The 25,158-nt window shown below is 70.8% G+C and carries 31 protein-coding genes; 17 read left to right on the top strand and 14 right to left on the bottom strand.

Translation table 11 applies throughout. The features are described 5' to 3' along the window. The first annotated feature begins 134 nt into the window (after window positions 1-134). Entirely contained in the window at window positions 135-512 is a 378-nt protein-coding gene (locus IW249_RS24505) for a carboxymuconolactone decarboxylase family protein (protein WP_196922908.1), read from the top strand. Window positions 513-560: 48 nt separating this feature from the next. Here the strand turns inward: IW249_RS24505 and IW249_RS24500 are convergent, their stop codons facing one another. The 3 genes from IW249_RS24500 to IW249_RS24490 all read right to left on the bottom strand — a co-directional run bounded on the left by IW249_RS24500 (window position 561) and on the right by IW249_RS24490 (window position 2,438). Then, window positions 561-1,217 (bottom strand): HAD family hydrolase, encoded by a 657-nt coding sequence (locus tag IW249_RS24500; RefSeq protein ID WP_196924938.1) that lies wholly within the window; start codon window positions 1,215-1,217, stop codon window positions 561-563. A 121-nt stretch (window positions 1,218-1,338) separates the two neighbouring features. After that, window positions 1,339-2,082 carry a neutral zinc metallopeptidase gene (locus IW249_RS24495; RefSeq protein ID WP_196922907.1) on the bottom strand — a complete coding sequence of 248 codons (744 nt, stop codon included), beginning with the start codon at window positions 2,080-2,082 and terminating at the stop codon, window positions 1,339-1,341. Window positions 2,083-2,228: 146 nt separating this feature from the next. After that, window positions 2,229-2,438, bottom strand: coding sequence for a hypothetical protein (locus IW249_RS24490; protein ID WP_196922906.1), 210 nt, complete (start codon window positions 2,436-2,438; stop codon window positions 2,229-2,231). Window positions 2,439-2,656: 218 nt separating this feature from the next. Here IW249_RS24490 and IW249_RS24485 point away from each other — a divergent pair, with 218 nt between their 5' ends. Beyond that, window positions 2,657-3,049, top strand: coding sequence for a YciI family protein (locus IW249_RS24485; protein WP_231393993.1), 393 nt, complete (start codon window positions 2,657-2,659; stop codon window positions 3,047-3,049). Window positions 3,050-3,052: 3 nt separating this feature from the next. After that, entirely contained in the window at window positions 3,053-4,309 is a 1,257-nt protein-coding gene (locus IW249_RS24480) for an RNA polymerase sigma factor (protein WP_196922904.1), read from the top strand. Window positions 4,310-4,356: 47 nt separating this feature from the next. Here the strand turns inward: IW249_RS24480 and IW249_RS24475 are convergent, their stop codons facing one another. Then, window positions 4,357-5,457 carry a calcium:cation antiporter gene (locus IW249_RS24475; protein ID WP_196924937.1) on the bottom strand — a complete coding sequence of 367 codons (1,101 nt, stop codon included), beginning with the start codon at window positions 5,455-5,457 and terminating at the stop codon, window positions 4,357-4,359. Window positions 5,458-5,568: 111 nt separating this feature from the next. On the opposite strand from IW249_RS24475, the gene IW249_RS24470 reads away from it, so the two are divergent. Together IW249_RS24470 and IW249_RS24465 are read left to right on the top strand one after the other, a co-directional pair. Next, window positions 5,569-5,931: a metalloregulator ArsR/SmtB family transcription factor gene (locus IW249_RS24470; RefSeq protein WP_196922903.1), complete on the top strand. Its 363-nt coding sequence runs from the start codon at window positions 5,569-5,571 to the stop codon at window positions 5,929-5,931. Then, window positions 5,928-6,431: an SRPBCC family protein gene (locus IW249_RS24465; protein WP_196922902.1), complete on the top strand. Its 504-nt coding sequence runs from the start codon at window positions 5,928-5,930 to the stop codon at window positions 6,429-6,431. Before IW249_RS24470 ends, IW249_RS24465 begins: the two co-directional genes overlap by 4 nt. On the opposite strand, the gene mug is transcribed toward IW249_RS24465, so the two are convergent. Next, window positions 6,428-6,997 (bottom strand): G/U mismatch-specific DNA glycosylase, encoded by a 570-nt coding sequence (mug, locus tag IW249_RS24460; protein ID WP_196922901.1) that lies wholly within the window; start codon window positions 6,995-6,997, stop codon window positions 6,428-6,430. The genes IW249_RS24465 and mug overlap by 4 nt on opposite strands. A gap of 74 nt (window positions 6,998-7,071) precedes the next feature. On the opposite strand from mug, the gene IW249_RS24455 reads away from it, so the two are divergent. The 5 genes from IW249_RS24455 (at window position 7,072) to IW249_RS24435 (ending at window position 14,006) form a co-directional block, all read left to right on the top strand. Next, entirely contained in the window at window positions 7,072-7,815 is a 744-nt protein-coding gene (locus tag IW249_RS24455; RefSeq protein WP_196922900.1) for an SAM-dependent methyltransferase, read from the top strand. Window positions 7,816-7,852: 37 nt separating this feature from the next. Continuing rightward, window positions 7,853-8,662: a CPBP family intramembrane glutamic endopeptidase gene (locus IW249_RS24450; protein ID WP_196922899.1), complete on the top strand. Its 810-nt coding sequence runs from the start codon at window positions 7,853-7,855 to the stop codon at window positions 8,660-8,662. Between the two features lie 99 nt (window positions 8,663-8,761). After that, window positions 8,762-9,472: an alpha/beta fold hydrolase gene (locus tag IW249_RS24445; protein WP_196922898.1), complete on the top strand. Its 711-nt coding sequence runs from the start codon at window positions 8,762-8,764 to the stop codon at window positions 9,470-9,472. Between the two features lie 427 nt (window positions 9,473-9,899). Continuing rightward, window positions 9,900-11,087, top strand: coding sequence for a ThuA domain-containing protein (locus tag IW249_RS24440; RefSeq protein ID WP_196922897.1), 1,188 nt, complete (start codon window positions 9,900-9,902; stop codon window positions 11,085-11,087). An 87-nt stretch (window positions 11,088-11,174) separates the two neighbouring features. Next, window positions 11,175-14,006, top strand: coding sequence for a PQQ-dependent sugar dehydrogenase (locus IW249_RS24435; protein WP_196922896.1), 2,832 nt, complete (start codon window positions 11,175-11,177; stop codon window positions 14,004-14,006). Between the two features lie 44 nt (window positions 14,007-14,050). On the opposite strand, the gene IW249_RS24430 is transcribed toward IW249_RS24435, so the two are convergent. Continuing rightward, window positions 14,051-14,818, bottom strand: coding sequence for a helix-turn-helix domain-containing protein (locus tag IW249_RS24430; RefSeq protein WP_196922895.1), 768 nt, complete (start codon window positions 14,816-14,818; stop codon window positions 14,051-14,053). An 80-nt stretch (window positions 14,819-14,898) separates the two neighbouring features. On the opposite strand from IW249_RS24430, the gene IW249_RS24425 reads away from it, so the two are divergent. Further along, a complete protein-coding gene (locus IW249_RS24425) occupies window positions 14,899-15,285 on the top strand; it encodes a nuclear transport factor 2 family protein (RefSeq protein WP_231392643.1) in 387 nt (128 codons plus the stop codon). On the opposite strand, the gene IW249_RS24420 is transcribed toward IW249_RS24425, so the two are convergent. The 3 genes from IW249_RS24420 to IW249_RS24410 form a co-directional block, all read right to left on the bottom strand. Next, complete coding sequence (locus tag IW249_RS24420; protein ID WP_196922894.1) at window positions 15,282-16,226, bottom strand: acyltransferase domain-containing protein; 945 nt, start codon at window positions 16,224-16,226, stop codon at window positions 15,282-15,284. The two genes, IW249_RS24425 and IW249_RS24420, sit on opposite strands and share 4 nt — an antisense overlap. Window positions 16,227-16,255: 29 nt before the next feature. Next, a complete protein-coding gene (locus IW249_RS24415; protein WP_231392642.1) occupies window positions 16,256-16,840 on the bottom strand; it encodes a hypothetical protein in 585 nt (194 codons plus the stop codon). A gap of 119 nt (window positions 16,841-16,959) precedes the next feature. Beyond that, on the bottom strand, window positions 16,960-17,388 hold the full coding sequence (locus tag IW249_RS24410) for a VOC family protein (protein WP_196922892.1): 429 nt from the start codon (window positions 17,386-17,388) through the stop codon (window positions 16,960-16,962). An 84-nt stretch (window positions 17,389-17,472) separates the two neighbouring features. Here IW249_RS24410 and IW249_RS24405 point away from each other — a divergent pair, with 84 nt between their 5' ends. Continuing rightward, the gene (locus tag IW249_RS24405; protein ID WP_196922891.1) at window positions 17,473-18,390 is read left to right on the top strand and encodes an NAD-dependent epimerase/dehydratase family protein; all 918 of its coding nucleotides are present in this window, start codon (window positions 17,473-17,475) and stop codon (window positions 18,388-18,390) included. Here IW249_RS24405 and IW249_RS24400 read toward each other — a convergent pair. Further along, a complete protein-coding gene (locus IW249_RS24400) occupies window positions 18,358-19,278 on the bottom strand; it encodes a LysR family transcriptional regulator (RefSeq protein WP_196922890.1) in 921 nt (306 codons plus the stop codon). The genes IW249_RS24405 and IW249_RS24400 overlap by 33 nt on opposite strands. A 168-nt stretch (window positions 19,279-19,446) precedes the next feature. Between IW249_RS24400 and IW249_RS24395 the strand changes: the two genes are divergently transcribed. Beyond that, complete coding sequence (locus IW249_RS24395) at window positions 19,447-20,166, top strand: SDR family oxidoreductase (RefSeq protein ID WP_196922889.1); 720 nt, start codon at window positions 19,447-19,449, stop codon at window positions 20,164-20,166. 142 nt (window positions 20,167-20,308) lie between these two features. On the opposite strand, the gene IW249_RS24390 is transcribed toward IW249_RS24395, so the two are convergent. Then, on the bottom strand, window positions 20,309-20,749 hold the full coding sequence (locus IW249_RS24390; protein WP_196922888.1) for a VOC family protein: 441 nt from the start codon (window positions 20,747-20,749) through the stop codon (window positions 20,309-20,311). A gap of 388 nt (window positions 20,750-21,137) precedes the next feature. Here IW249_RS24390 and IW249_RS24385 point away from each other — a divergent pair, with 388 nt between their 5' ends. The 3 genes from IW249_RS24385 to IW249_RS24375 all read left to right on the top strand — a co-directional run bounded on the left by IW249_RS24385 (window position 21,138) and on the right by IW249_RS24375 (window position 23,136). Then, window positions 21,138-21,581 carry a peptidoglycan-binding domain-containing protein gene (locus tag IW249_RS24385; protein WP_196922887.1) on the top strand — a complete coding sequence of 148 codons (444 nt, stop codon included), beginning with the start codon at window positions 21,138-21,140 and terminating at the stop codon, window positions 21,579-21,581. A 99-nt stretch (window positions 21,582-21,680) separates the two neighbouring features. After that, window positions 21,681-22,709, top strand: a complete 1,029-nt coding sequence (locus tag IW249_RS24380; RefSeq protein ID WP_196922886.1) for an ArsR/SmtB family transcription factor — start codon at window positions 21,681-21,683, stop codon at window positions 22,707-22,709. Window positions 22,710-22,800: 91 nt separating this feature from the next. Continuing rightward, entirely contained in the window at window positions 22,801-23,136 is a 336-nt protein-coding gene (locus IW249_RS24375; protein WP_196922885.1) for a hypothetical protein, read from the top strand. A gap of 151 nt (window positions 23,137-23,287) precedes the next feature. Here the strand turns inward: IW249_RS24375 and IW249_RS24370 are convergent, their stop codons facing one another. Beyond that, window positions 23,288-23,500, bottom strand: coding sequence for a hypothetical protein (locus IW249_RS24370; protein ID WP_196922884.1), 213 nt, complete (start codon window positions 23,498-23,500; stop codon window positions 23,288-23,290). 43 nt (window positions 23,501-23,543) lie between these two features. Beyond that, complete coding sequence (locus IW249_RS24365; RefSeq protein ID WP_196922883.1) at window positions 23,544-23,768, bottom strand: hypothetical protein; 225 nt, start codon at window positions 23,766-23,768, stop codon at window positions 23,544-23,546. Between the two features lie 59 nt (window positions 23,769-23,827). Here IW249_RS24365 and IW249_RS24360 point away from each other — a divergent pair, with 59 nt between their 5' ends. Beyond that, window positions 23,828-24,286, top strand: coding sequence for a hypothetical protein (locus tag IW249_RS24360; protein ID WP_196922882.1), 459 nt, complete (start codon window positions 23,828-23,830; stop codon window positions 24,284-24,286). A 142-nt stretch (window positions 24,287-24,428) separates the two neighbouring features. Here the strand turns inward: IW249_RS24360 and IW249_RS24355 are convergent, their stop codons facing one another. Beyond that, window positions 24,429-25,124, bottom strand: coding sequence for a 4a-hydroxytetrahydrobiopterin dehydratase family protein (locus tag IW249_RS24355; protein WP_196922881.1), 696 nt, complete (start codon window positions 25,122-25,124; stop codon window positions 24,429-24,431). Window positions 25,125-25,158: the final 34 nt, after the last annotated feature.

Below are 25,158 nucleotides of genomic sequence, written 5' to 3'. Positions count from 1 at the left end.
GCCATCCGCGCGACCGGGGGCCTCGGCCTGTCCCATTCCCCCTCGGCCACCCGTGCACGACTGCCAGGATGGTGCTGCCGGCAGGGCGCCGGCCCGCCCGCGAACCGGGCGGCCGGAGAGCCGGGGCCGGTGACATGACCGATGAGGACGCGTACCAGGGGGCACTCGACAACGCCGAGCGGCTGCTCGGCCAGCCGTTGGTCCTACCGCTCGGCGAGGGCGAACCGTCGGTGGGGCACGACTTCCGTCGTCTCGCCACCGTGCAGACCTTCGGCGCGGCCTGGCCCCGGGAGGGACTGGACCTCCGCAGCCGGTGCCTGGTCTCGGTGGCGATCGCCGCCGCCCTCGGCACCCACGAGCCGCTGCGCGGGCAACTGCGCATCGCGCTGACCTCGGGCGTGACCAGGGAGGAGATCGTCGAACTGTTCGTCCACCTGGCCGCGTACGCGGGGGCCGCGCGGGCGTTCGACAGCTACCAGGTGGTCGCCGCGGTCTTCGCCGAGCGCCAGTGAGCCGGCCGGTCCCGTCAGCCGAGCGCCCCTGACCCGCGCCGGGTTAGCTCAGCCGGTCGTCGCGGCCCGATCGGTCAGCAGCGCCGCGAGCAGTTCCAGGTCCACGCCGGCCAGGCTCTCCACCTGGTGTACGCCGACGGTGCGCGGCAACGCCACCTCCGCCGGTACGGCCAGCACCGCCGCGCCCGAGGCGAGCGCGCTGGCCACCCCGGTCGGCGAGTCCTCGATCGCCACGCTTCGCTCGATCGGCACACCCAGCAGCCGAGCCGCGGTCAGGTACGGCTCGGGGTGCGGCTTGGCCGCCACCACCTCGTCGCCGGCGACCACCGTGTCGAAGTTGTCCCGACCGAGGGTGTCCAGGGCGATCTCGACCAGCGCGCGAGGGCTGGAGGTGACCAGCGCGGTGGGGATTGCCGCCGCGCGGACCGCACGCAACAGGTCGTACGCCCCCGGACGCCAGCGCAGACCGGTCCGGAACAGGTCCAGGATCCGGGCGTTGATCCACGCCGCGCTGATCTCCGGGTCCCGCTCGGGCTGCCCCAGGTCGTCGTGCAGGATGCGCATCGACTCGGCCATGGCGGTACCGATGATCGACTGGCGGGCGTCGACGGAGAGCTCCCCGCCGTACTCCTTGGCGAGTTCCTGCAACGCGACGTCCCACAGCTTCTCGCTGTCGACCAACGTGCCGTCCATGTCGAAGAGCACAGCGGCGGGGTGATGGCTGCTCAGCGGAACCTCCAGGGTCGTGACCGACACCGGCGATCCTGCCAGCACGCCCCGTGGCCGGCGGCGGCAACGGCCGTCAGGGTGATCCGGGCAACCCCGCTCAGCCCAGGTCGCACTCCTTCAGGGAACCCTCGTAACCCCGGAAGAACATGTCGGTGCGCTGCTCGGCGGTGCCGTGCGCCCCTTCCGCGAACCACGGCTGGTCCGGGTCGTCGCCGACCGCGGCCACCCCCTCGCGGAACTCGTCCAGGTCGCCCTCGGCCAGGGTCAGGGCGCCCGAGCGCACGGAGTCGCCGAGGTACGCCCCGGCCATGCAGTCGGCCTGCAGCTCCTGCTGGATGGTGAAGCTGTAATTGATGCCGAGCCGCACCTGGATGGCGTGCGCGTACTCGTGCCCGAGCAGGTAGAACACGAACGCGTCGCCGACCTGGCGGAACGCCGCCACCGACCAGGCGACGTCGTACGCGATGAAGTCGCCCTGCGAGCAGTAGACGGCGTTGTTGCGGGGCAACGGCTGGCCGCCGCAGGACACCTCGCCGTCGCGCTGGTACGGGGTGATCCGGCGGATCGGTCGGAACCGCTGCCCGGATTCCTTGAACTGGGCCGTCCAGTACCGCTCGGCGACCTCCTGCGCGTCGGCGACGTCCTGCTCGAACTCGGCGACGCTCGTGGTGCTGTCGGCCCGGGTGGTGCTCGGTCCCGGCGAGGCGGCCGTCGGGTTCGTCCCGGGCCGTTCGGCCTCCGGCTCGGCCAGCCCACCGCCGGCGCAGGCGAGGGAGACCAGGGCGGCGATCAGCAGACCCGCCAACGGGCCCCGCGCGTCGCGTCCGAACCGTGCCCCCACTGTGCCTCCCCAGACATCGGTGCTCAGGCTGGTAGTACCCCGACGATAGGACCGAAACGCCCGTCACCGGTGTCACGCACGGCACGGCCGGACGGTTCACGCGCCGTCGGCGCAGGGCGGGCCGGACGGTTCACGCGCTCTGCCGGTCAGCCGCCCGACTCCCGACCGCGCTGCCACGTGTCACCCTGGTCACCGTGCCGCTCGGTCTCGTACCGCTGCTGCCGCGCCCGAGCGTCCCGCCCGGCCCGAGGTTCGTCGCCCCCAACCTCATCGGCCCGCCCCCGTCGCACCACAACGCCAAACGCCACCCCCGCCACCAGCACGAAACCCCCGACCACCACCCACACCACAGTCATCCCGCCAACCTAGGCCCCACCCACCACCCCGAACCTTTGTTGATCATGAGGTTAGCGTCATCCCGCTCGGCGTGTCGTGACGCTAACTTCATGATCACCGGATCGGGTGGGGGTGGACCCGGGGACGGTGGGATGTCTGGGTGGGGGTTTGGGGTTCGACGTTTCCTGTGGGGGCGCCGGGGTGGTGTCCGTGGGAGAAGGGAAGAACCGTGAAGTACATGATTTTGCTCTACGGGTCGCAGCAGGACTACGACGTGCTGTCGGGACGGGCTTCCGACCGGCCGGCGATGTCGGCCGAGCAGATCGCGGCGATGCACCAGCACATGGAGACCTTCCACCAGGCGCTGGCCGAGTCCGGAGAGCTGGTCGACGCCCGAGGGCTCAGCGAGCCGGTGCACGCCCGCCGGGTGCAGGTGCGCGCGGGGGCACCGGTGGTCACCGACGGCCCGTACCCGGAGACGCAGGAGGTCCTCGCCGGTTACACCATCGTGGAGTGCGCAAGCTTCGACCGGGCCACCGAGATCGCCGCCGGCCTGGTCGACCCGGACGCCCCCGGCGGGTACGTGGACGTGCGACCCGTGCTCGACGGTGTCGAGGACCTGGCCGGCTGACCCGTGCCGGAGACCCCCGCCGAGGATCTGCTGCGCGAGCTGGCGCCGCAGGTCCTCGGCGCGCTGGTCCGCCGCTACGGGCACTTCGACACTGCCGAGGACGCGGTGCAGGAGGCGCTGATCGCCGCGGCGAACGGTTGGCCGCGCGACGGCGTACCGGAGAATCCGCGTGGTTGGCTGATCACCGTGGCGTCCCGGCGGCTGACCGACCTGCTGCGTCGCGAGCAGGCCCGGATGCGACGCGAGGACACTGTGGCGCGGTGGGTGCTGCCGGAGCAGTGGCGCGCCCCCGCCGCCGATCGTCCGCCGGCGGACGCCGACGACACGCTCATCCTGCTGTTCCTGTGCTGCCATCCGGCGCTGTCGGCGGCGTCGCAGATCGCGCTCACCCTGCGCGCGGTGGGCGGGTTGAGCACCGCCGAGGTGGCGCGCGCGTTCCTGGTGCCGGAGGCGACGATGACCCGGCGGATCAGTCGGGGCAAGCAGCGCATCCGCGACAGTGGGCTGCGGTTCGCGCCGCCCACCGGCCCGGAGCGCGCCGACCGGCTCGCCGCCGTGCTGCACGTGCTCTACCTGATCTTCACGGAGGGGTACGCCCGCACGGCCGGGCCCGGGTTGCTGCGCGCCGACCTGACCGCCGAGGCGATCCGACTGACCCGCCTGGTGCGCCGGCTGGTGCCCGAGGATCCCGAGGTAACCGGGCTGCTCGCGTTGATGCTGCTCACCGACGCCCGCGCGCCGGCCCGGATCGGCGCGCACGGCGAGCTGGTGCCGATGGCCGAGCAGGACCGTTGCCGGTGGCGGGCCGACCAGATCGCCGAGGGGGTCGAGCTGATCAGCGGGGCGCTGCCGCGTGGGGTGGTCGGGGCGTACCAGCTCCAGGCGGCCATCGCGGCCGTGCACGACGAGGCGCCCAGCGCGGCGGACACCGACTGGGCGCAGATCACCGCCCTGTACGAGGTGCTCCTCGGGATGTCCGACAACCCGGTGGTGGCGCTCAACCACGCGGTGGCGGTGGCGATGAGCCGCGGCGCACCGGCCGGCTTGGCGCTGCTCGCCGACCTGGCCGACGACCCCCGTCTCGCCGACGACCCGCGACTGCCGGCCGCCCGCGCCCACCTGTGGGAGCTCGAGGGTGAACGGGTCGCGGCGCGGGAGGCGTACCGGATGGCGGCGGCACGCTCGACGAACCTGGCGCAGCAGCGCTACCTGAACGCCCGCGCGGATCGCCTCGCCGGCGACCCGCCGCCCGCCGGCTGAGCCGTGCGGTCACGGACCGAGCCGGCGGGCCGCGCGGGTGGCGTCGGTCAGGGGCTGGCGGCCAGGAAGACGAAGGCGGCCATCAGCACCAGGTGTACGCCGCCCTGCAACACGTTGGCCCGGCCGGGCACCACGGTGAGCACGGCGGTCACGGCGGTGAGCGCGAGCAGGGCGAGTTGGGTGCCGCCGAGGCCGAGCAGCAGCGGGCCGTCCAGCCAGATCGAGGCGATCGCGATGGCCGGGATGGTCAGGCCGATGCTGGCCATCGCCGAACCGAGCGCGAGGTTCAGGCTGATCTGCACGCGGTCACGGCGGGCGGCGCGGGCGGCGGCCAGGGTCTCCGGCAGCAGCACCAGCAGGGCGATGATCACGCCGACGAACGCGTGTGGCAGGTTCGCCGCGGCGACGCCTGCCTCGATGGTCGGGGAGACGGTCTTGGCGTCGCCGACCACCGCGACCAGCGCCACCAGCAGCAGCCCCAGGCTCATCAGCGCCGCGCGGGTGGTCGGCGGCTTCGCGTGCTCCTCGGCGTCGATCACCTGGCCCTGGCTGTCGACAGGCAGGAAGTAGTCGCGGTGCCGGCCGGTCTGCACGAGCACGAACAGCCCGTAGAGCGCCAGCGAGGCGACGGCGGCGAAGGCGAGCTGGGCCGGGCTGAACTCCGGGCCGGGACGGGCCGTGGTGAAGGTCGGAATGACCAGACTCAGGGTGGCCAGGGTGATCACGGTGGCCAGGGCCCCGCCGGTGCCCTCCGGATTGAACACCGCGACGCGACGGCGCAGCGCCCCGAGCAGCAGGGACAGGCCGAGTATCCCGTTACAGGTGATCATGACGGCGGCGAAGACGGTGTCGCGGGCGAGCGACTGGGTCTTCTCCGGCCCGCTGATCATCAGCGTGACGATGAGGGCGACCTCGATCACGGTGACCGCGACGGCGAGCACCAGCGACCCGTACGGCTCCCCCACCCGGTGGGCGACCACCTCCGCGTGGTGCACGGCCGCGAGCACGGCACCTCCCAGGAGCAACGCGACCACCACGATGACCGGGCCGGGCAGGTTCCGCCCCCAGGTGACGATCAACACCAGGACGGCGAGCACGGGTACGGCGAAGGTCCAGTCGGTCAGTCGGGAGCGAAGCAGGGCGGCCATGCCGTACAGAGTGCCAGGCCAGGTGATCATGTGCCCACCATCGACGCAGCGACCTGCGGTGCCGACGGTCCACAGCGGGCAAACCCGTAACCCATAGGTTACGCTTCCGGGGTGGATGAGGTGGCCGTCGCGATCGCGGACCCGGTGCGGCGGCACATTCTGACCCTGTTGCGCGACGAGCCGCTCTCCGCCGGCGACATCGCCCGACGGTTCACGATCAGCCGGCCCGCCATCAGCCGACACCTGCGGGTGCTGCGCGGCAGCGGCCTGGTCCGTGACGAGTTGGTGGGACGGCAGCGGATCTACCGGCTCGACCCGGGCCCGCTCGCCCCGCTGTTGGACTGGCTCACCGCGCTCACCACAGTCGACCGGTGGGGCCGGCACCTCGACGCGTTGGAGACCGAGGTCTATCGCACCCGCCGAGAGCGCCGCAGCCGCGGCCCGGCGGAGCACCGAAGGGAGCACACGGCATGACCCGCACACCCGCCGGACGCCTGTTTCGCACCGACACCGGCCATGATCTCGTCCTCACCCGGACCTTCCGCGCTCCGGCGGCGGACGTCTGGGCCAGCCTGACCGAGCCGGAGCGTACGGCCCGCTGGTTCGGCCCGTGGGAGGGCGACGCCGGGCCCGGACGGACCATCCGGGTCCAGATGGCGTACGAGGAGCAGCAGCCCTGGTGTGAGATGCGCATCGACGCGTGCGAACCGTCGCGACGCCTCGCCGTGTCGATGGTCGACGACTACGGCAGCTGGCTGCTGGAGCTGTCGCTGACCGAGACCGACGGCACCACCGAGCTGCGGTTCGTGCAGCACCTCACCAGCGTGGAGGGCATCGCCGAGGTGGGCGCCGGTTGGGAGTACTACCTGGACCTGCTGGTCGCCTCCCGGGACGGCTCACCCCGCCCCGAGTTCGACGAGTACCACCCGGCGATGCAGCCCTACTACCAGGGGCTGGTCACCTCGGCCGGCTAGGCGTCGAGTTCCCGCCGCAGCTTGGCGAACTCGGCGGTCAACGCCGGCAGGGGGAAGTGCGCGTTCAGGCCACTGGGGTTCGGCAGCGCCCAGACCCGGGCCGGGCCCAGCCGGTCCGGCTGCGGCCCCAGCCCGGCCTTCGGTCGGACGAAGGCGATCCGGTACGCGGTCACCCCGAGGATCGCCACCCACCGCGGCCGGTAACGCTCGGCCCTCACCGCCAACCCGGCCACGCCGGCCACCAGTTCCTCCGACGTCAGCTCGTCGGCGCGGGCGGTGGCCCGGTTGCTCAGGCTGGTGATGCCCAGACCGTGGCGCAGCAGCTCGTCGTGCTCCCACGGGCGCAGCTCCCGGTCGGTGAAACCGCCGCCGTGCAGGGCCGGCCAGAACCGGCTGCCCTTGCGGGCGAAGGGCAGGCCCACGGCGGCCGAGTAGAGGCCGGGGTTGAAGCCACAGAACAGCACCCGCAGGCCGGGGCCGATCACGTCCGCCAGGCCCCGACCGGCGGCCGCCGCCACCTCCTGCGGGGTCGGCCGCCGAAACGGCCCCGCCTGCTCCGCGCCCATCTGACCGATCCTGCCGTACGCCGGGGTGTCGGGCCCGGCGCACGCCGACGATCACGCTTTGACACCCTCAACGCATGCAGTCAACCGACCACCTCGCCGCCAGCCGCTACGCCCGGATGCGCTGGAACACGCCGCTGTCGCAGGAGCACGCCGCGTTGCTGCTGCAACGACTCGACGTCCGTCCCGGCGCGCGCGTGCTCGACCTCGGCTGCGGCTGGGGTGAGCTGCTGCTGCGGGCGGTCACCGCCGGCGGTGTGTCCGGCCCGGTCGCCACGCGGGGAGTCGGCGTCGACACCGACGAGGCCGCGCTCGCCCGGGGGCGGCGACTGGCCGCGGGTCGGTCGCTGAACCGGCACGTCGCCTTCGTGATGGGGGAAGCGGCGGCCTGGCAGGAGCCGGCCGACCGGGTGCTCTGCATCGGCTCGGCGCACGCCTTCGGCGGCACCACGGCCGCCCTCGACGCCCTCGCCGACGTGGTCCGCCCCGGTGGACGGCTGCTGTTCGGCGACGCCTACTGGGAACGGTCCCCCACGGAGGAGATCGCCGAGGTCTTCGGCCCAGAGGTCCCGACCCTTCCCGGCCTGATCGAGGCCGCCCGCGAGCGCGGCTGGCGGTTGCTGCACCTGAGCACCGCCGACCAGCGGGAATGGGACGACTTCGAGTCGACCTGGCTCGCCGGCCGGCAGGAGTGGCTGCTGGCGTACCCGGAGGATCCCCGGGCGGCCGACGTCCGCGCGGAACTCGACGACCGGTTGCGCCAGTACGTCGGCGGTTACCGAGGTGTCCTCGGCCTCGCCTACCTCGTCCTCGGCCGCTGACGGTCGGCCGTTGACGCCGCTGGCTACGCTGCGCGTGGTGAGCGCCGGACCTCGTCTCGCCCTGCCCTGGCGTGTCCTCGTCGTGGCCACCGGCGCCGTGCTGGTGTGGCTGTTCCTCGGCGCCCTGCTCGACAGTGACTACGACCGGCCCACCCATGCGGTCGGGGCGGTCCTCACCACAGCTGTCGTCGTACCGCTGGTGGTCGTCGCCCGTCGCGTCCTGGACCGACGCCCCTGGGCCGGCCTGGGGCTGCTGTCGCTACGCGCCGGCTGGCGGCGTCTGCTGTTCGGCATGGCCTGCTGGCTCGTCCCCGCCGCGGCGGGATTCGCGCTCTGCCTCGGTCTCGGCTGGGTCGAGATCAGCGTCCGGACGTCCGTCGGAGACGTGCTGCGCGTGGCGGTGCTGCTGGTCGTGCTGGTCTTCCTGAAGGAGGCGCTGCCGGAGGAGCTGGTGTTCCGTGGGTACCTGCAACACCACCTCGCCACCCGGCTGCCCGCCTGGCAGGCGGTGATCGGGCAGGCCGTGCTGTTCACAGTGTTCGGGTTCCTCATCGGGGCGGCCAGGTCCGTCGATCGACTGGCGCTCTTCCTCGTCTTCGCGCTGCTGCTGGGCGCCTTCCGCGCCGCGACCGGCGACATCTGGGCCGGCATCGGCCTGCACGTCGCCTTCCAGACGGTCGCTCAGCTGTTCGGCGACGTGGGGGCGGTGTTCGACGTGGTCGGCGGGGACGTCCTCGGTGTGGTGGCCATGGGGGTCATCCCGTTCTCGGTCAGCTGGATCGTCCTGCGTCACCGCTACCGGGACCACCTGGACTGGCGCGCCCTCGCACCGGACCCGGTGCGCTGAGCGGCTGAAGCCTGGGCGTTTGGCACACCGGGCCGACCGGCGTGGGGAAAAGTGGCGGGCGAGAGTTGTCGTCGACCGGCGAGCGCGTGGGGGTTCCAGATGAGTGACACGTCTCCGGCCACGCCCGCGCGCAACGTCGTCCTGGTCCATGGCGCCTACGCCGACGGCTCCTCCTGGTCCGACGTCATCCCGCTCCTGCAGCGGGCCGGGCTGACGGTCACCGCGGTCCAGAACCCGCTGACCTCCCTGGCCGACGACGTCGCGGCCACCAACCGCGCCCTCGACCGGCAGGACGGCCCGACGGTGCTGGTGGGCCACTCCTGGGCCGGCACGATCATCAGCGAGGCCGGCAACCACCCGAGGGTCACCGCCCTGGTGTACGTCGCGGCCCGCGCTCCGGACGCCGGCGAGGACTACAACGCGCTCGCGGCGAAATACCCCACGCCGCCGGCGAACGCCGGCCTCGTGCACCACGACGGGTACGCACAGCTCAGCGAGAGCGCTTTCCTCGCCGACTTCGCCGGGGGAATCGAGGAGACCCGTGCCCGCGCCCTGTACGCGGTGCAGGGCCCGATCGCCAAGGACCTCTTCCAGGGCCGTACGACGACGGCCGCCTGGCGGGACCGACAGTGCTACTACTCGATCTCCATGCAGGACCGCACGACCGCGCCGGAGCTGGAGCGGTTCCTGGCCGATCGGATGAATGCGACGACCATCGAGGTCGAATCATCGCATCTCGCCATGGTCACCCACCCCGAGACGATCGCCGACCTCATCCTCATGGCCACCCGGGGCACCGGACCCGCGTAGGGCGGCAGCCGAGGCCGACCGCCGTGGTGGTCAGGTCAGGGCGCACGCGGACCGGCAGCGCCACGAGCTGCCCCGCGGGCCGTTCTCGATAGTCGTCGGCGGCCATGCCATCGAGCATACGTCATACGTATCATCTCGGCGCCGACCCCGACCGTTCGCGGCCGCACTCGGGACCGAGCACGTGGGCTTGACGGGGCGTAGACATCGGAGGTTTACTGCGTCAACGATGCCAGTCGATGAATTCTGACCGTCCATTGTGGGGCGTTTGGATCGTCGTCGGCTGGTTTCACCCCCACCCCCGCACCCCCACCACCCCGCACCACCTCAGCCGAGCATCGGCGGCCCGGCTTCCGCACCACCGCCATCACGGCCTTCGGCCTGCCCGCCTGCACAGCCTGAGGTCGACGCTCAGCAGAGGAGCAAGACCATGCGTTCCCGTCCCCGCCTGTTGGCACTCGTCACCGGCCTGGCCGTCATGCTGGCCAGCCTGGTCGCCCTGCCGACCCCCGCCTCGGCGGCACCACTGACCAAGGTCCTGGTGTTCAGCAAGACCGCCGGTTTCCGGCACTCCTCCATCCCCAACGGCATCGCCGCGATCCAGCAGCTCGGCTCGGCCAACGGCTTCACAGTGACCTCGACCGAGGACGCCGCCCAGTTCACCACCTCCAACCTGGCCCAGTACCAGGCGGTGGTCTTCATGTCGACGACCGGCGACGTCCTCAACGCCAGCCAGCAGACGGCGTTCGAGTCGTACATCGCCGCCGGTGGTGGCTACGTCGGCGTGCACGCCGCGGCCGACACCGAGTACAGCTGGCCGTGGTACGGCTCGCTGGTCGGTGCGTGGTTCGACTCGCACCCGGCGATCCAGAACGCCACCGTGAAGATCGAGGACCAGACCAACCCGTCGACCGCCCACCTCGGCACCACCTGGGTCCGCTCCGACGAGTGGTACAACTACCGCACCAACCCGCGCTCCAGCGCACGGGTCCTGGCCAGCCTCGACGAGTCGTCCTACAGCGGCGGCAACATGGGCGGCGACCACCCGATCACCTGGTGCAAGGCGTACGGCGGCGGGCGTGCCTGGTACACGGGCCTCGGACACACCGAGGCGTCGTACACCGACCCGAACTTCACCCGCATGCTGCTCGGTGGCCTCCAGGTCGCCGCGGGCTCCGTGACGGCCGACTGCTCGCCGCGCACGACGACCCCGCCGCCCACCGCCAGCGGTTCCACCCTGCGGGCCCGCGCCAACAACCAGTACGTGAGCGCGCCCAACGCCACCACCTCGCTGATCGCCAACAAGACCTCCGTCGGCACCACCGAGCGGTTCGACCTGGTCAACCTCGCCAACGGCAACGTGGCGCTGCGCGCCAAGGGCAACGGGCAGTTCGTCGCGGCCGAGAACGCCGGGGCCGCCGCGCTGATCGCCAACCGGGCCACCGCCGGCGCCTGGGAGACGTTCCAGCTGGTCCGTAACTCCGACGGCACGGTGAGCCTGCGGGCCACTGTGAACAACCGCTACGTCGCCGCCGACAACGCGGGCGCGTCCCCGCTGATCGCCAACCGGACCTCCATCGGTCAGTGGGAGAAGTTCGACCTGGTCACCACCAACTGACCTGGTTCCCCGCTCGTTCTCCACCACCCCACCTGGTCGTGGTGCGCCCCCGCGCGCCCGTCCCCCGGTCGTCGAGAAAGGACGATCATGCTCTCGTACCCCCGGCGCTGGCCCCGGGCGCTCTTCGCGGCGGTCCTCACCGTCGCGAGCGCGGCCCTCGCTGTGGCTGCACCGTCCACCGCCCAGGCGGCGGTGATCCCCGCCTCCGACTATCAGCAGGTCAAGCTCGCCACCGGGTCGGGTGAGCTGGGTGAGGCCATGTCCCTGGCCGTCCTGCCCAACCGTTCGGTACTGCACACCGCCCGCAACGGCGTCCTGCGGGTGACCGACGTGGCCGGCAACACCAAGGTCTCCGGCACCCTGTCGGTCTACACGCACGACGAGGAGGGGTTGCAGGGCGTCGCCGTCGACCCCAACTTCGCCACCAACCGGTGGATCTACCTGTACTACTCCCCCACGCTGAGCACCCCGTCCGGGGACGCCCCGACCACCGGCTCGCAGTCTGACTGGGACCGGTGGAAGGGGCACCTGCGGCTGTCCCGGTTCACCCTCAACAGCGACGACACGCTCAACCTGGGCAGCGAGAAGATCGTGCTCCAGGTCGCCAACGACCGCGGGCAGTGCTGCCACGTCGGCGGTGACCTGGACTTCGACGCCGCCGGCAACCTGTACCTGACCACCGGCGACGACACCAACCCGTTCGAGTCGTCCGGCTACGCGCCACTTGACGAACGGACCAACCGCAACCCGCAGTTCGACGCCCAGCGCTCGGCGGGCAACACCAACGACCTGCGGGGCAAGGTGCTGCGGATCAAGCCGCAGGCCGACGGCACGTACACGATCCCGTCGGGCAACCTGTTCGCCCCCGGCACGTCGGGCACCCGCCCGGAGATCTACGCCATGGGCCTGCGCAACCCGTTCCGGATGAGCGTCGACAAGGCGACCGGCGTGGTCTACCTCGGTGACTACGGCCCCGACGCAGGCAGCACGAACTCCAGCCGGGGCCCTCAGGGTCAGGTCGAGTTCAACCGCATCGCGTCGCCCGGCAACTACGGCTGGCCGTACTGCACCGGCAGCAACACCAGCACGGAAACATACAATGAATACACCTTCCCGTCCGGGCCGTCGCAGTCCAAGTACAACTGCACGGGCGGGCCGACCAACAACTCGTTCCGCAACACCGGGCTCGGCACGTTGCCCGCGGCGAAGCAGGCCTGGATCAAGTACGCGGGCGACTCCGGTTCTCCGTCGGAGTTCGGCAGCGGCTCGGAGTCGCCGATGGGTGGGCCGGTCTACCGGTACGACGCCTCGCTCAACTCCAGCATCAAGTTCCCGGCCTCGCTGAACGGTCAGTTCTTCGCCGGCGAGTACGGCCGCCGCTGGATCAAGGCCATCGCGGTCAACTCCGACGGCTCGCGTGGGGAGATCTCCAACTTCCCGTGGACCGGCACCCAGGTCATGGACATGGCCTTCGGCCCGGACGGCGCCCTGTACGTGCTGGACTACGGCACCGGCTCGAACAACCAGGCGCTCTTCCGGATCGAGTACATCGGTGGTGGCAACCGCAGCCCGATCGCGGTCGCCTCGGCGAACCCCACGTCGGGGGCCAATCCGCTGACTGTCAACTTCTCGTCGGCCGGCAGCTCCGACCCCGAGGGCGGCGCGCTCAGCTACCTGTGGACCTTCGGTGACGGCACCACGTCGACGGCGGCCAACCCCACCAAGACGTACACCACCAACGGCACGTACTCACCCACGTTGAAGGTCACCGACCCGACCGGCCTGTCCGGAACGGCGAGCCTGATCGTCACCGTGGGCAACACCGCGCCGACGGTGTCGCTCACCACGCCCGCCGACGGGCAACTGTTCACCTTCGGTGACACGGTGCCGTACCAGATCTCGGTGAGCGACCCGCAGGACGGCACCATCGACTGCTCCAAGGTGAGCCTGACCTACGCGCTGGGCCACGACAGCCACGCCCACCAGATCACCTCGAAGACCGGGTGCAGCGGCTCCATCACCTTGCCGACCGACGGTGAGCACGACTCGGCGGCCAACATCTACGGGGTCTTCGACGCCGCGTACACCGACAACGGCGGGCTCACCACGCACAGCATCAAGACGCTGCAACCCAAGCACCGCCAGGGTGAGCACTTCGGCGCCCAGTCCGGTGTCCAGGCCACCGACCACACCAACGCCGAGGGTGGCCGCACGGCCGGGTTCATCGAGAACAACGACTGGATCTCCTACCAGCCGTACAACCTGGCCAACGCCAACCGCGTCACCGTAAGGGCGTCGTCGGCCGGCGCCGGTGGCACCATCGAGGTCCGGGCCGGGTCGGCCACCGGCACCCTGCTGGGCACCGTCACGGTTCCGGTGACCGGCAACTGGGAGACCTTCGTCGAGGCGTCCGCCACGATCAGCAACCCGCCCACCGCGTCGACGACGCTGTACCTGGTGTTCAAGGGTGGGTCCGGCTACCTGTTCGATGTCGACGCGTTCACCTTCACCACCGGCACCGGTAGCAGCGCGCCGGCGACCACCTTGCGGGCGCAGGTCAACAACCAGTACGTGTCGGCGGTCGGCAGCACCGCGTTGATCGCCAACAAGGCCAGCGTCTCGACGACCGAGCAGTTCGACCGGGTGGACGCTGGCAACGGTGCCATCGCCCTGCGGTCGCGCGCCAACGGGCTCTACGTCTCCGCCGAGAACGCGGGCGCGGAGCCGTTGATCGCCAACCGCACGTCTGTGGGTGCGTGGGAGACCTTCCAGCTCATCAACAACTCCGACGGGACGGTCAGCCTGCGCGCCACGATCAACAACCAGATCGTCGCTGCCGAGAACGCCGGGGCCGGGTCACTGATCGCGAACCGGACGTCGGTCGGATCCTGGGAGAGGTTCGTCCTGACCACAGGCTGACGAACGAGTGGTGGGCCCGGCCTGGACGGTGACCAGGCCGGGCCCTACCGCGTGAAGTAGGCGGCGCTCTGCGGGTCCGCCGGGTAGTAGGACTCCACAGCGATCTCCTCGATGGTGATGTCCATCGGAGTGCCGAACGTGGTGATGGTCGAGAACAGCCGCAGCTCGCATCCACCGACCCGCAGGATCATCGGGAGCACCACGTCGGCGTCGACCCGTTGGCCCGTCGGCTCCTCGGGCAGCGGGCTCAGCAGTTCCTCGTAGAGCGCCGCGAGTTCCGCGTCGGGAGCGGCGGCGAGCTGGCGTGAGATCCGGCTGCGGAACACCGCCCGCACGTCGCCCAGGTTGACGACCAGGGGGGCCAGTCCTCGCGGGTCCAGGCCCAACCGGACCAGGTTCACCGGCGGTCGCAACAGCTCGGGCGCCGCGTACGCGAAGAACGGGTCGACCGCGCGGTTGGTCAGCACGATGTTCCACCGGCGGTCGAAGACCAGCGCCGGATACGGCTCGTGCGCCTGAAGCACCCGGCGGACCGCGTCGAGGGCACCGGACAGGGCGGCGTCCTCGAGCGGACGCTGCGGGTACCGGGGCGCGAAGCCGGCGGCGAGCAACAGCTGGTTGCGATCACGCAGCGGCACGTGGAGCTGGTCGGCGAGCCGGAGGATCATGCCGGCGCTCGGCGTGGACTTGCCGGTCTCGACCAGGCTGACGTGCCGCGCCGAGACATCCGCGGCAATCGCCAGGTCGAGTTGGCTGAGCCCTCGGCGCTTGCGCCACTGCCGCAGGAGTTCCCCGACCGCATACACGATCATGAGCCTACTCATCGTCGCTCGGAACACCATGAAGTGCGATGTCATCGACAGGCGCCCGGGCCGCGCAAATACTTGCGGCCATGACCACCGAGAACAAGAGCATCGTCGGACGTGCGTTGGCAGGGCTGGTCGACACCGGCGACGTCGACACGCTCGCCTCGTTCCTGAGCGAGGACTTCATCCACCACCGGTCGGATTCGACGACCTCGACCAGGACGCAGTGGCTCGCCGCGGTCCGCGCCGCACTGGGCCCGACCGCCGGCATGCGGGTCGACGTCCTGCACCTCCTGGCCGACGGTGACCACGTCGTGGTGCACTCGCGACGCCGACTCCCCGACGTGGGGCCGGAGATCGTGGTGGTCGACGTCCTGCGGATCGCCGACGGGCTCATCGCAGAGGGGTGGGAAGTCATCGAACCGGCGGCCCGGACGGCCGTCAACGACGCGTGGTGGGACGCGGACGCCTAGATCGGGAAGCGGCCGTGGCGCCAGTGCCAGTGGCCGCCGGCCCGCAGATGGTCGACGATCGCGCGCTGGAGCGCGGTGCGGCGCGGCAACTCGTCGAGCGGCGTGGTCAGGGTGCGGAACCCGAAACGCAGCACCTCGATGTCGGCGTCCGGCCCCGCCGACTCATCGTAGGGCTCCAGCTCGAACCGGCGCTGGAACCGCACGATGTTGGAGTCCTCGGGGAGGTACTCCCGCAGCTGCGGGTCGAGCAGCCACGAGGCGCAGGAGAACGCGGTGTAGCGCTCGTCGGGAAAGTGCCGGGGAAAGAACGCGCGGGCCTCGTCCAGGGACGCCTCGACCGCCTCCGGGGTCAACGGCCCCGAATCGGGGACGTGCAGGCCGATGGCGCCGTCGCCACGCTGGTGCTGGAGCCGACCCAGCTCGTAGACGCTGCCGCGCGAGTGCAGCGTCAGCCAGCTCTGCATGATCGGCCAGCCCTCGCCGCGCATCCGTCGGTCGATGGCGAGGTTGCGGCCCAGGTCAGCCAGGGTCACCCAGGTCACGGCATCGGGGACCCCGTGGTCGCTGTGGTACCCGCGCACCACGTCGACCAGGGCCAGGTACGCGTACACGTAGAGGTGCCGCCAGGCGGGCCCCCGGTCTCGGGGCAGCTCCGGGCCGGGCGACAGCCAGTCGTAGCCCGCGAGGTCGGCGCGGACCACGGCGATCGAGCGGTCGAGCAGCCAGCGCAGCTCGGGAGTCCACAGCGGAGAGTCGGGGTCGGGCCAGCCCGCCATGATCTCGGCGGCGTCGTCCGGCGGCACGGCGAGCCGGTCGAGGAGCGCGGGCGCGTCGGCCTTGGCCGGCAACGGTGCTGACGGCCCGTCACCGGCGAGCCGGTGCACCCGGTCGACCTCCTCGACGGGCACCCCGAGCCGGGCGGCGATGTCGTCCAGATCCACGCCGACGACCCTACCGGCCGGCGGGGGTCTCAGGAGTCCGCCGGCACCCCGGCGTCGAGCTGCCCGATCATCGGCGCGAGGAGGTCGTTGAGCTCCCGGGCCAGCACCGCCACGGCCCGGCGCGCCGCCGCGGCGACCTCGTCGTCCGGACCGTCGGGCGTCGGCGGCAGGTCGTCGAGCGGGACCGGCGCCTCCACCTGAAGCAACGCGCGCAGATGCGGGCGGCGGGTCTGGTCCTCCTCGGTGGGCGTGGTGAACTGGCCGAACAGCTGGGGCCAGTCCTGCCAACCACGGTCGCGCTGCCACTGCTTGGTCCAGGTCAGCTCGGCCGGCCAGCGGGAGGCCACTGTCACCGCGCAGACCAGGCTGCCGTCCCACGGGCTGCGCGCGCAGGTCGCCGAGATGACCCGCCGGTGCCAGCGGACGAAGCCGGGCGACAGCTCGGTGGCCAGCCGCCAGGCGGTCACCGCGAACGCCACGGGCGCGAAGTCACCCCAGGTGTCGGCGAACTCGTCGATCCGCCGGAGCACCTCGGCCTCGTACCGGCCGCGCCCGTCGGTGCCGTGCTCGCGGTCGAACTGCTCGTCCAGCCAGAAGGCGCGCGGCTCCGGCATCCTCAACCCCGTTTCACAGCGATGGTGTCCCGCACCTCCAACCTATGCGAATGTCGGGGTCGCGGACGCCATCCTCGCCCGTTGTCAACCTGCGCTCTGGTGAGGTGGCGCAAACCCGCTCAGCCGACGAAGACGCAGAAGGGATGCCCGGCCAGGTCGGCGTACACGCGCAGCGGCTCGTCGGGGTCGTCGATGCGGTCGTACAGCAGCCGGCCGCCGAGGCGCAGCACCCGCTCGTGCTGGACCAGCAACTCGTCGACGGACTCCACGGTCAGGTCCAGGTGGAGCTGCTGGGGCACCGTATTCGTCGGCCACGTCGCCTCCGGCAGATGCTCCACCTGCTGAAACGCGATCTGAGGGCCACCGGCGGGCGACCGCAGCACCAGCCAGTCACCGCCGCGTTCGTCGGCCTCGCCGGCCGTTGGCGGTTCGTCACCAGGCCGGTAGACGAAGCCCAGCAGCTGTCGGTAGAACTCCGCCAGCGCCCTCGCATCGGTGCAGTCGAGGACCACCGAACACAGCTTGGGCACGCTCTCCTGGTCGACCACGCTCGATCACCTCCGGGTGCCATTCTGGTCGAACCGCGCCGCGTCCGCTTGACAAGGAGCCGGTTCCAGAGTGGACGATGCACCGTGCGAATTCTTGTGGTGGGTGGCAGTGGCCTGATCGGCGCTCACGTCGTGGACGTGCTCCGGGAGCGTGGCCACGCCGCCACCACTGTGGCGCGTACCGCCCAGCCGGGCATCGACCACCTGCTCGACGTCGGGTCCGCCTCGATCGAGCAACTGCGGCCGTTGCTCGCCGGCAACGACGGCGTCGTGTACGCCACCCGCACCGAGGAGCAACGGCCGCTGCCCAAGCCGATCTATCCCGAGTTCCGCCGCGACAACGTCGACCCGGTGGTACGCCTGTTCACCGCCGCCCGCCTCGAAGGGCTCACCCGAGGTGTCGTGATGGGCTCCTACTACACCTACTTCGACCGGCTCCACCCGCAGTGGCGCCTCGCCGAACGGCACACGTACATCCGGTGCCGCCTGGAGCAGGCCCGGGAGGGGCGGGCCGCCGCCGGTGACAGCCTGCCGGTCGCCGTACTCGAACTACCCTTCGTCTTCGGTCGCGCCGGCGACCGGCTGCCCAACTGGGCCGGTCCGCTGGACCGGTGGGCCCGCTCGCGTACCCCTCTGGTCGCCCCGACCGGCGGAAGCGCCGCAGCGTCCGCCCGCAGCGTGGCCGAGGTCGCGGTCGACGCCCTGGAGCAGGCCAGCGGCGCGGACGTCCCGGTCGCCGACGAGAACCTCAGCTGGCACGACATGATCGCGCGCATCGCCGACGCGGTGGGCCGACCCCGCCGGGTCCGCCGCCTACCGGCCGGGGCGGCGCGGGCCGCGCTGCGACTCGGCGGCGCGGCGCAGGCCCTCGGCCGCAAGGAGTCCGGGGTGAACCCCAGCTACCTCGCCGACCTCCTGCTCGCCGACCTGTTCATCGAACCGACGAGCGGCCGGCCGCTGGAGCCGGCCCTACGCGAGACCTTCCCGGTCGGAGCCGCCTGACCCCCCTTGACGTCGATCATGTGATTGCCTGGCCTGCCGGGCGGCGATCTCCACGAACTCGTGTACCAGGGGTGACTGGTTGTCCTCGGCCCAGGCCAGGCACACCTGGTTGTGTCCGAGGTCGGCGACGGACACGTGGACGACATCCGGTCTCGTGTAGAACGTCGCCGTCGACAGCGGCAGGATCACCATCCCGGCGGACGCGGCGACATGCTCCAGCTTCTCCTCGACGGAATTCAGCTCGGGCCGGGGGCCGGAGTCGGGGTCCGTCGGGCGGTTCGGCAGGTCCCGCCACTCCGGCACCGCGTCCGGGTCCTGCAGCAGCCGTTCCTCGACCAACTCGGTGAGATCGACCGACTCCTTGCCGGACAGGCGGTGATCCGTGGGCAGGACGACGACGCGGGGCTCGGTGAACAGTGGGCGCAGGCGCAGGCCGCGCTGGTCGACCGGCAGCCGCACGTAACTGACGTCCGCGCGCCCCTCGCGGACGATCTCGGCCTGGTCGTCCCAGGACGTACGGACGACGTTGACGGCAAGGTCGGGGTGCCGCTGGCCGATGGCACGGGCTTCGGCGGTGACGAGAACGCCGGGCATGAACGCGATGGTGAAGGTCGGCCTGCCGTGCACGGCCCGTTGCACCCGCCGCCGCAGGGCCTCGGCCGAGGCGAGCAGCGGACGGGCGTCGGTCAGCAGCTGGCGACCGGCCTCGGTCAGCACGGTGGAGCGGCGGTCCCGGACGAAGAGTTCGGCGCGGAGTTCGTGCTCGAAGGCCCGGATCTGGCGCGACAGGACCGGCTGGGCGATGCGCAGCCGTGCGGCGGCCCGACCGAAGTGCAGCTCCTCCGCGACCGCCACGAAGTAGCGGAGCTTGCGCAGATCGACGTCCACCCTGCCCCCGTCCGGTTTCCGCTCCGGGCGGTTCCACGATACCCGCCGGGTATGACTGGGGTGATGCCCAACGGGCATCACAGGAGGTGAAAGAGGTCTTGGACGCGGACGTTCCCGGCGGAGCACGGTGGTAACCGTCTCCACCACACCATCCGGAAGGACACGATCATGACCCTCATCGACCAGCGCGTCGTCGTACTCGGCGGAACCTCGGGAATCGGCCTCGCCACCGCCACCCGCGCCGCCCGCGACGGCGCCCAGGTCGTGGTCGCCTCCAGCAACCAGCGCAGCGTGGACCGCGCCCTCACGATCCTGCCGACCACCACCCAGGGGTACGTCGCCGACCTCACCGAACCCGACGCCGTGTCCCGGCTGTTCCACGGTCTCGGCTCGTTCGACCACCTCGTCTACACCGCCGGCGAACCCCTCGCGCTGATGTCCGTCGACGCCCTCGACCTCGCCGCCGCCCGGGCCGCCTTCGACCTGCGCTACTTCGGCTCCCTGTCGGCGGTCAACGCGGCACTGCCCTACCTACGCCCCGGTGGATCGATCACCCTCACCACCGGCACCGCCAACCACCGACCCAGCGCCGGCTGGTCGGTCGCGGCCAGCATCACCGGGGCGATCGACGCGCTCGTCCGCGCGCTCGCCGTCGAACTCGCCCCAATCCGGGTCAACGCCGTCTCCGCAGGCGTGATCCGCTCCCCGCTCTGGGACTCCCTGCCCGAGGAGACCCGGGAGCAGATGTACGCGCAGCTCAGCGAATCGCTGCCGCTCGGCCGGGTGGGCGAGCCCGAGGAGGTCGCCGAGGCGTTCGTCTACCTCCTGCGGGCGACCTACGCCACCGGCACGGTGGTGACCGTGGACGGCGGCACCCTGGTCGCCTGACCCCGTCACCTGCTGCCGGGCTCTGCACCCCGCGCCCCGCGCCCTCCAAGATCGCACTACTTCAGGGATCTAGTGGTCTCCGTCGCCCGAGAGGCCCCTATATCCCTGAAGTAGTGCGGGCGGGACGGTCCTGCGGTGGCCGTCATCGGAGCTGTTCGGCCAGGCCGACGACGATGCCCTCGGGGCCCCGGACGTAGCAGAGCCGGTAAATGTCCTCGAACTGCGCCAATTCCCCGACGAGCTCGGCGCCGTGGCCGCGCAGCCGGGCAACGACGTCCTCGATGTCGTCGACGGCGAACATGATGCGCCGAATGCCCCGCGTGTTCGCCGGTGCATCCTTCGGTTCCGCGCTGATCGCCGTCGGTCGGTGGAACATCGCCAGCTCGACCTTGCCGTGACCGTCCGGGGTCCGCAGCATCGCCACCTCCTGCCGGACGTCGTCGATCCCGATGACACGCTCCACCCACCGCCCCTCGACCGGACCTCGCCCCTCCACCTCCATGCCGAGTTCGACGAAGAACGCGATGACCGCGTCGAGGTCCTCGACAACGATGAGGACGTTGTCCATCCGCTGGATCGCCATGCTGGATCTCCCTGCTCTGGTGCGGTCACGATGACCGCATCCTCCCCGAGGACGGAGCCACTCGTCCGTTCTCGACATCCATAGCGGCCCGCCTTGGCGCGTGGCGGGCCGCTAGCCGTCGGCCCGGCTGTGCGGAGGCACGAGCATTCTCGACACGCCCGTCTCCACGTCGTACTCATAACCAGAGATCTTGATCTGGTCAGACAACAGGTGGCCCATTTCTGGACCCTAAGCGAGGCGCCCTGCCGCACGGCCGCGTATCTGCGATGTGGCCTGATCAGCGCCTGTTCCGCAGGAGTTAACACCGTTGGTCGGTCCGGGACCCGTCAGTAGCGTCGTGCGCGTTCGGTCGACGACCTGATCGGCCTTGACCACAAGGAGAAAACGGATGGTCTCTGCGTTTGCGCGGCGCCTCGCCAGCGTGGTAGTCGCTGGCACGGTTCTGGCCGGGGCGATGCTCACGTCGGCGGGCCCGGCCGCAGCCGCCTACCCCACCTGCTACGGCAAACGGAAGGTGGCGACGGCCCCGTACAACGAGCTGGTGTGGATTCCCGCCGTGTCGTCCACCGGCTCGACCAGCTGCAACCTGCGCCTGGGCAACTACAACAACACCGGTGTCAGCGTGCTCCAGGATGCGATCAACAGGTGCAACCGGCCGCAGAACTTCGCCCCGATTGTCGTAGACGGCGACTTCGGGCAGAAGACCAAGGATCTGCTCATCGTGGCGCAGGCGATCCGGGAGACGACGACGGACGGCATCTACGGCCCCCTCACCCGGGATGCGCTCTTCTGGCCACTGCCATCCGGGGAAGGCTGCCGCGCGGTCCTCTGACCGCCGGTCAGTCGTCGCGGGGTGTGTCGGCACGGCTGACGGCGTCACCGCCACCATCCGGGCCTTGCGAGCGGACCGCGGCCACCCGATCATCGCCGTGTGCTGCGCATCCACTTCTCCCGCGAAGATTTGGCGCGTATCCATTTCGCGCCCGGCGTCGACTGGTTCTGGGAGACCGCACTTAGCATCCACCAGCTGCGTCTGCGCGACTCCCATCCCCTTCTCGACTCGTGGAAGCGGTCCGCGCGGCAACAGCTACATCCCTCCGCCGGGCTGAGAGCGAAGACGAACCTGATCATCGCTCTCAGCCCGCCCCGCGGCTACTTCCCCGACTTCCTCACACCCCCGGACCAGGGGTTCGATTCTGGCGTCGAGGCCATCCTGTCCACCCCCCGCGCCCGGCTACGACACGAGATCGGCCTGCTCGGGGCGTCCAACAGGGACATCCGCGCCGGCGTCGACAGCCTCGCCCGAGGCCAACCGGCGGCGCTGGCCGCCCTCGGCTCGGCCCTGCGGGCCTACCGCGACGTGGTGCTGGCACCGATGTGGGCACAGGTGTCCGCCGCAGTCCAGACCGACCTGCAACGCCGCCTGCGGCACCTGGTCGCCGGAGGATGGGCGCAGGTGCTTGACACCCTGCACCCCCAGGCCAGATACGCCGACGGCACCCTGCACGTCGCGCAGTGGGGCGTGGCCCGCGACAGCGACCTGCACCTCGACGGACGCGGGCTGACCCTGATTCCGTCGTACTTCAAGGAAGCCCGGCAGCTGATGGTGCTCGCCGACTTCGACCTGCCGCCGGTGCTGGTCTACCCGATCGACCCCGCCATCCGGGTCCTCACGGACGCCAGTCACTCACCCCTGGCCGCGCTGATCGGCGCCACCCGCAGCCGCATCCTCGAACTCGCGGCGGGCCGCAACACCTCCGAGATCGCCCGGATCGCCGGCATCTCCGTGCCGGCGGCGAGCAAACACCTGGCGGTACTGCGCCAGAACAACGTCATCACCAGCGTTCGACGTGGTGGCATGGTCATCCACACCACGACCGCGCTCGGCATGGCGCTGCTACAAGGCGACGGCGTGACCGCGGCTGGGGTCAACGTCGCTGGTGTACGCGCCACCGAGTAGCTGGCGCGGCCATGCGACGCCGCACGGCCCGGCGATGGCCGGGATGTGTGGGGAGGCCGGATGATCGAGGTAACGGGACCCGTCAGGACTGATGCTGGCATGCAGGTGCTCTGGAACCCGGCCACACGGCGGCTGGAAGGCTGAGTGGGTGGGGCTGAAGAACGAGTTCGCGGCAGAGCTTGCCGAGGCGCGCCTGGCTGAATGGCAACGCGCCAACTACGGCGACTGGCGGGCGATGCTCGACGACAAGGAGGTACGTACCGTCGTCGGGGCGGACGGCACGCGGTACTGCATGGTCAGCTACGCCCTTGATGACGGCGACGGGCGTATCCGTATGTCCGTCGCCGTGGATCACGGGACCTGGTCGGCGTTCGTACCGCTGGTGCGCGACGAGATCATGAATCCGGATGGCACGTTCGTGGAGTGAGGAGCGGTCAGCTGCTGCGACAGTGTGCCGGCAGCCGTCCGTGCGTCCGGGCTCGATCGACGTGAGGCGAATATCGGCGGAGACGCCGACGGACTATCGCACCAGTCGCCCGGCGCGGGGGCGCCAGGTCAGGCTGCGGTCTTGCGGATGATCAGTCCCGGTCCCACTCCGACGAGGCACTGAGCACCAGCGGGATCGTGTCGACCAACTCTCGCGGCCCTTCCATCTGCCACGCACGTACACAGCAGCCGCAGCCGGTCTCCGCGATTGAGGTCAACGACTCGCGATAGCGCGCGATCCACGTTTCGGCGTCGGCCACCTCATGAGGCACGTCCACGCGAGCCATCATGCTGAATCGAGACATGGCGACACCGTAGCGGGAACCAGGCACGGTCCAGGCCCCCGCGCTACCACCGCCGACGCCATTCGACGGCACCCCGATGCGCCACCGCTGGGGCGTCTCCGCGCTGGACGTACAGCACCTCGTCCTCGACCCACCAGACGTCACCGGCACGAAGAACGACGGGAGATGCCAACGTCAGGGCGAGGCAACAGCCGTCGGAGCTGCCGGGCAAGCCCTCCAGGTCGTCCACCAACGCCGCCCGGCCTGCAGTGACGGGCTCGGTCTTCACGCCACCATCTTGCCGGTGCCCGTGTGGCCCGGCGACCCCTTGGCCCTAGCCTCTCTGGGATGGAGCAACTGCGCGACCTTGGCATCCGAATGGCGATGGACGAGCCGATCGGCGATGACCTGCCGATGGCGGCCGCTCATGCTCTGACCCGAGACGTCGACTCTCCGAGCTTGCGTGAGCTCGCCGGCCTTTCGAAGGGCCAGTCGCGGGAAGCCGTCGACCTGTTCCGGCTGGCGATGGATGAGCTGGGCTGCCCCGTCCCGGACAAGAGCGCCGCCCGACTACACCTCATGCGCCAGGCGGCGGCGAACATACTCGCCGGAAAGGGTGACCCCGAGGATCTGGCGCACCAGATCTACTGGCATGCCTGTTACTCCGACCGGCCGGAGCTGCGACCGGTCGGCGATCGTTTCCTGGAGTTGTTCGCCGGATGGGGCGCAATGTACAAGGAGACGGAAGAAGCGGTCGCGGCCATGAAGGCAGCGGCGCGGTCGTTCCTCCGCGACCACCCGGCCTGAGCGGCTGTCCGCTGTCAGTGTGCGCGACAAGACGGCGCGGTCGTCGTTCCAGGCCGCCGCGAGGGCGTGACGCTGGATGTCGATGACCGGGGTGAGCACGGTCGCCAACGGCCGCGACCTCTGACTGGCCGGTCAGCCCGGTCTACGAGTCGTCTCGGCCCTGCCAGGTCGTCACACAAGCCTCGTTACCCTCGATGTCGGCGAGAACCCAGAAGGCGGGGGCACGGGACGCGGATACCAGTCGGCCACCGGCCGTCAGCGCGGCGTCGATCCGCCGTGGTGCCTCGTCGTGCGGGACGCAGATGTCGAAGTGGATGCGATTCCGGTCCGGGCGTGGCTGATCCATCTGCTGAAACCACATCGCCGGACCCTGCCCGACCGGGTCGACGATCGGATCCTCGGGACCGTCGGCTCCCGCCTCGTCCGTGTAGCCCAGCACGGCCTTCCAGAACGGCCGGACCGCTGCGATGTCGAACGCGTCGATAGCGATCTCCACGAGCTGGACCGACCGCGGCGCTCCCGTACCAATTTCAGGCTCCGTCCGTAGCCCGACGTTCCGCATGGCGGCGGAAAGCCGATGCGCAAGGTCGATATCGCAAGCCGTGAGCGCCGCCTGATCCAACGACTGCAGGGTCAAGACGACCCGGTCTGGCCGGATGTCAGCGCGTAGGTGCCCATCGGCGTCGCTACCGCACGCCGCCACTACGCGCGCCGCCACCTCCGTTGCCTGGACCAATGAGCCGACGGGGACCGACGTGCGCAACGCGCCCAGCAAATACCGCCATCCCTGGTCGCTGATCGCATCCGAGGCCGCCTGCCGACTCAGCGCCTGGTCCATGTAGGCATCCTCACATGCGCCCGTAATGAGTTCC

It is taken from the genome of Micromonospora vinacea (assembly GCF_015751785.1).
GTDB classification, from domain to species: Bacteria; Actinomycetota; Actinomycetes; order Mycobacteriales; family Micromonosporaceae; genus Micromonospora; species Micromonospora vinacea.
Note: the sequence above shows the minus strand (reverse complement) of the source record. Positions and strands in the feature narration are given on the sequence as shown.